The organism is uncultured Campylobacter sp. (genome assembly GCF_937997465.1).
In the GTDB taxonomy this organism is placed as follows: Bacteria; Campylobacterota; Campylobacteria; order Campylobacterales; family Campylobacteraceae; genus Campylobacter_A.
Genome location: NZ_CALKTQ010000283.1, coordinates 1 through 4,577, shown reverse-complemented (window position 1 = coordinate 4,577; position 4,577 = coordinate 1). Strand labels below are relative to the sequence as shown.

General features: G+C 42.3%; 6 protein-coding genes. All 6 read right to left on the bottom strand.

Going from position 1 to position 4,577, the window contains the following annotated elements:
• Positions 1–176: 176 nt before the first annotated feature.
• Positions 177–1,529, bottom strand: a complete 1,353-nt coding sequence (locus tag Q0546_RS09310; RefSeq protein WP_298792453.1) for a PAS domain-containing protein — start codon at positions 1,527–1,529, stop codon at positions 177–179.
• Positions 1,530–1,589: 60 nt separating this feature from the next.
• Positions 1,590–2,117 (bottom strand): hypothetical protein, encoded by a 528-nt coding sequence (locus Q0546_RS09305; RefSeq protein WP_298792451.1) that lies wholly within the window; start codon positions 2,115–2,117, stop codon positions 1,590–1,592.
• Positions 2,110–2,634, bottom strand: coding sequence for a hypothetical protein (locus Q0546_RS09300; protein WP_298056683.1), 525 nt, complete (start codon positions 2,632–2,634; stop codon positions 2,110–2,112). The genes Q0546_RS09305 and Q0546_RS09300 overlap by 8 nt, the downstream gene beginning before the upstream one ends.
• On the bottom strand, positions 2,627–3,628 hold the full coding sequence (locus Q0546_RS09295; protein ID WP_298792449.1) for a hypothetical protein: 1,002 nt from the start codon (positions 3,626–3,628) through the stop codon (positions 2,627–2,629). The genes Q0546_RS09300 and Q0546_RS09295 overlap by 8 nt, the downstream gene beginning before the upstream one ends.
• A 56-nt stretch (positions 3,629–3,684) precedes the next feature.
• Positions 3,685–4,137 (bottom strand): hypothetical protein, encoded by a 453-nt coding sequence (locus tag Q0546_RS09290; protein WP_002949984.1) that lies wholly within the window; start codon positions 4,135–4,137, stop codon positions 3,685–3,687.
• Positions 4,134–4,577: lysophospholipid acyltransferase family protein (locus Q0546_RS09285; protein WP_298792447.1), on the bottom strand; the 444-nt coding region annotated here is incomplete at its 5' end. The genes Q0546_RS09290 and Q0546_RS09285, both read right to left, overlap by 4 nt.

The following is a 4,577-nucleotide window of genomic DNA, read 5'->3' as shown; positions in this document are numbered from 1 at the left end:
ATCGTATGCCTTAAAAGGGCTTCTAAAGAATGAAAAAATAAAAATTAGCATGTATAAAAGCAGATATGATCATGAGCTTATAGATATTTAAGATACAAGCAAAAATTGATTTGCAATATTTTAAACTTAGCAGCCAAGGGCTATTAAGTTTAAGTAATTTTATGAGTTATAAACTATTACTCCCCGTACTTTTTCTTTAGATCGTCCCACGTCACCAGCGTGCGTTTGCCCTCTAGGCTGCGGATGCGCGTGACGTCTTGCATCATCTCTAGCACCCCCTTAAATACGCCATTTTCATCGCGCACGGCCACGTAGTAGATGTAGATAAATTTGCCGTGAAGCTCCAGCCAAAAGTCGATCTCATCGCGCTCGCCCTTGCGAAACGCATCGATGATCTCTAACACGCTAGCTACGCTCTCGCGCGGGTGGCAGTTTTTTACGTCGCGCCCGATGACGCCGGCACTCCTCGGAAATACGCGGTGCTTGGTGTCGGTGTAAAATTTCACGATCTCGTTTTCATCGACGAAGGAGAGGTCAACGGGCATATGCTTATAAATGAGGTTGATTTGCTCTAGCGTGAGCTTGCCCGTAGCGACGTCAAAAACGGCGTTTTTATCGCTGTTTGCGTTTGGATTTAGCCCGTATTTACTCATCAAATTTGACAGCTCTTTTAGGAAATTCGGATTTAAAACCGCTTCGTTTAGGTTGTCGTTTTGTAAATTTGCCGCGCTTAAATTTGACTCGCTTTGTAAATTTACGTCCTTTAAATTTGCCTCCGAGCTGCTACCGGACTCCAAATTTAACGGATAAAATTCGCTCGGCTTTTCGATGAGAAAATACCCGATCTCGTCATCACCTCGTCTCATCGCGCGAAACTCATCCTCGCTGATTAGCTCCAGCGACGTCGGATAGAGTGCCGCCTCCTCGCGTCCGAGCAGATCGAGTAGATTTTCGTAGATCTCGTGCTGAGCCGCGATAAACTCATCCGCCTTGCCGCACTCTAGCAGCTCGCGCGCTGCGGCGATACCGTCGCGGACCTTGTTATCAAAGCTCCACATAAAGCGCGATGGGCGGTCAAATCCCTTGTTTTCGAGCATTGAGTAGAGCTGGTGCTGTTTTCTAGCAAAGTGCGTTCTGTTAAAGCCGCCCAGTTTGTCGTAAATTTCAAGCCATTCGTTTTTGATAAATTTCTTTTTTAGCAGCTCTTTTGCCTTTGCGATTAGTTCGCGCGTGGCATCGTTTTCGTCGATGTAGGTGGCGATAGGGTGGTCTTTTGGTAAATTGGGGCGCTCGGCTGTTAGGATACCGCGCAGGATTTCTGATAGCTCGGCGGCGTTTTCATCGATAAACTCGCTCTTAAAGCCTAAATTTAGCAAATTTGCGCGCACGTTTTTAAAATCGGCCGGCGTGAGTTTCGTTAGTTCGGATTTTGCAGCTTTTCTAGAGGCGAAAAAATTTACCGTTCCGTTAAGATAATCCCTTAAGATCGCAGTCGCCAAGGCAACGGCGGCGTTATTAAATTTAATCATTTTTTATCCTTAACTTAAATTTTAAGGATTATACAAAAAGCGGAGAGTAAAAACTTTGATTTATCTTAAGCTGTAAATTTTGACACCAAAGGTCGCGTCGATTTTTTCGGCATCCTTGCGCATTTTGATCGGAAAGTCGATTTTTACGATATTTTCGTAGCTTTGTAGCGCATCCATAAACTCGTAAAATTTAGCAGGAGTTTTCATGGAGCCCATTACCGTTAGCTCATAGACTGAGATCTCGCCGTTTTTTGCGGCCTCTTTTGGCTCGCTTAGATTTACGTTCATAAAGTACTTTGAGGCAAATTGAGTAAAATTCTCTACGTCAAATTTGTTTTCAAGAGCGTCTAATACGGCCTTGTCGTTTTGCTTTATCTCGTTTAGGGCTTTTGATTTGGTGTCGTAGAGCCTTTGCGTTTGCGCACTTGCGGCGATTTGCATGCGACTTTCGTATTTGACCTGCTTGTATTCTTTGATACTCGGTACTAAAAAGCCAAATATCATCACAAGGCAAGCGACTATAAAAATTAGAATATAGATGAGTAATTTGGTAACGTCGATATTTTGTAGGCTTCTATCTTTACTCATTTTTACCCTCTAAGCTGTCGGTTTTATTTGTGCTGATGAAATTTAGCCAGCCGCTATCTAGTTGATAAAAAGAGGTATTTGACGTGTTAAAAATCGACTTTAGCGGTGTGGCGAGTAACATATTGTAAATATCTCGGCTAGGCGTAGTGCCTTTTACGACGAGTGAGTTTTTATCCATCGAGATCTCGTGTAGCGTGATGCTTGAGGGGACAAGATCGAGTAGATTGCGCAGGCTTTGTTTTAAGACGGCATTTGAGGCCGCTATCTCGTTTGCGCTATCTCTTCTTTGCTTTAAAAGCGCAGTGAGCTCGTCGGCTTGTTTGATTTGCTCTTGCGTCTGCTCTTGTTTTTGTTTTAAAATTTGCGTTTCGTTTCGTAGCGAGTTACTTTTAAACTCAACAAAGAAATTTACCGCAGCAAAAAGCAACACTATCGTAGCGATAAAAAACAGCCAAATTTTGCTAAAAAGGTTAAAAATCGGTTTTTTCTGAGGTCTTATAAAGCTATAACTAGTCATTTTCCAACTCTTTTTTCATTAGCTCGGTCATCGTTTTTAGCGTATCGACGGGATAAACGGCGGTTTTTACTAAGAGTTCGTTTTCTAGATAGTGTAAAAACGTAGCGCTCGTCCTCTCTGTAGCGTCGAAAATCACGACATTTTCGATAAAATCGCCTTCGTATAGAGGATTTGAATAAAATTCTTTAAGCGCTAACGATATATACCGGTACATACTCATATCGCGCCCAAATATCGATACCGAGGCGGTTACATCGGTGGATTCTGGCATATTTATATCGTAGTCTAGGTCGGCAAACTCCTCTTGGCTATCGCCGGTCTTTAACATATCGTCTAAATTTTCTAGACCGTCCATGTTGTTAAAGCTTTCGTCTACATTCGTGATAAAATCATCTATCTCGTCGCTGTTTTCTTTATCAAATTCGACGTTCTCGTCGCCGTCGTCCTCATCTAGCTTACAAACCGTGGCGTATTTTGCGCCGTTACCTGATGTAATGCAGATGGCGAAAATTTCTTTGCAGGCATAAATAAAAAGCGTCTTTGCCGTAGATAATTTTTGTTTCTCGATCTCTTTTTGTATAAGTACTATGGGCGAATAAAGTACGTCTATGTCCGTATCACCAAATTTACTCTCGGCGGCTTTAACGTCTGAAAGTTTTGCATAGATCAGCCAATTTTTAGCGGGATTTATGCAAGCTATTTCCTTTGTTTTTATGCCTAGTTTTTCAAGATTTTCGGCGTTTTTAGCTTCAAACGCTCCTTGCTCGAGCGCATCAAAAAATAGCGAAATATAAACCCATTTATACTCTTTTTGTAGATTTTGTAAGTACTCTTTTATTCTTTCGGAAATTTTGCCGGACTCATCTAGGTCAAATTCATTTTTTATCGTTTTGATCGGAGTTGCACCCTTGTATGCTTCGCCGTAAAATATGCATTTTTTAGACTGGATAACGGCGCTAAGATATAAGACGCTAAAAAAACGACGTATCAGCAAAGATTTCTCCTAAAAATTACGATGCGTTATAATACCCAAAAAGCCATAAAATAGAGTTAAAACAGCTCTTTTTGTAGGGTTAAAAATTTATCTTTTATTCGTTTTGCTTCTTCTTGCAGGTCTGAGTCTGTCAAATTTGACGGTTTAAGCTCTGCATAGTCGCTCACGGCGATGTCGCACATCATGCGAATTTTATCTAAATTTACTTTGCTTACCTTGCCTGATTTGCTGATTTTTTGGATATTTTCTAAATATCCGTTTGAACGGGCGATGTAGAGAGCGTATTTTTGCGAGATCTCGCTTTGCACCATCACGGTGTGGGCTAGTTTGTTGTAAATGTCTTTATGGTAGGCTGATTTTGAGAGCTTATAGGCGGTTTCGTAATCGCCCATTTCGTAGTAAAATTTGGCTCCAAGCGCGTTTTTGTAAGACGGACTAAGCGTAACAAATGAGACAAAAATAGCCGCCAAAAGCGCTCCGATAATTAAAATAACGGTCTTTGAGCTCATTTTTCCATCTCCTTTTTTATCTGCTCTCTTGCGGCTTCTAGCTTCATGCCTGTCACGCTAAAAGGCGGCGAGAGTGTATAAGAAATCTCGCTAAAAGGCTTTGGGATTATCATCTTATCCCAGCTTTTTAGTTGCCAAAATTTACTCGCTTCGTAGTTTAAAATTTGTATTTGCGCATTTTGCTTTTGCGCGATGACGACGGCTCCGTCGGCGACGCTGTGATACGGACCGCGCGGACCGTCCGGGGTGATGATGACGTCGGTGCCGCTTTTTAGCTCTCTAAAGCTTTGCGCGAGGGCTTTTACCGCGCCTTTTGAGCTACTGCCCCTGATCGCGCCGATACCGAAAAACGAAATCACGCGCGCGATGATCTCGCCGTCTTTGTGATCGCTTATTATGACTTTGGCGCGTCTTTGCGGATTTTGGCCGTTTTTCCACCA

What these genes read in the sequence shown, in the direction of transcription:
- Q0546_RS09300 (WP_298056683.1), bottom strand. Translation starts at nt 2,634, where the DNA reads ATGACTAGTTATAGCTTTATAAGACCTCAGAAAAAACCGATTTTTAAC.
- Q0546_RS09310 (WP_298792453.1), bottom strand. Translation starts at nt 1,529, where the DNA reads ATGATTAAATTTAATAACGCCGCCGTTGCCTTGGCGACTGCGATCTTA.
- Q0546_RS09305 (WP_298792451.1), bottom strand. Translation starts at nt 2,117, where the DNA reads ATGAGTAAAGATAGAAGCCTACAAAATATCGACGTTACCAAATTACTC.
- Q0546_RS09290 (WP_002949984.1), bottom strand. Translation starts at nt 4,137, where the DNA reads ATGAGCTCAAAGACCGTTATTTTAATTATCGGAGCGCTTTTGGCGGCT.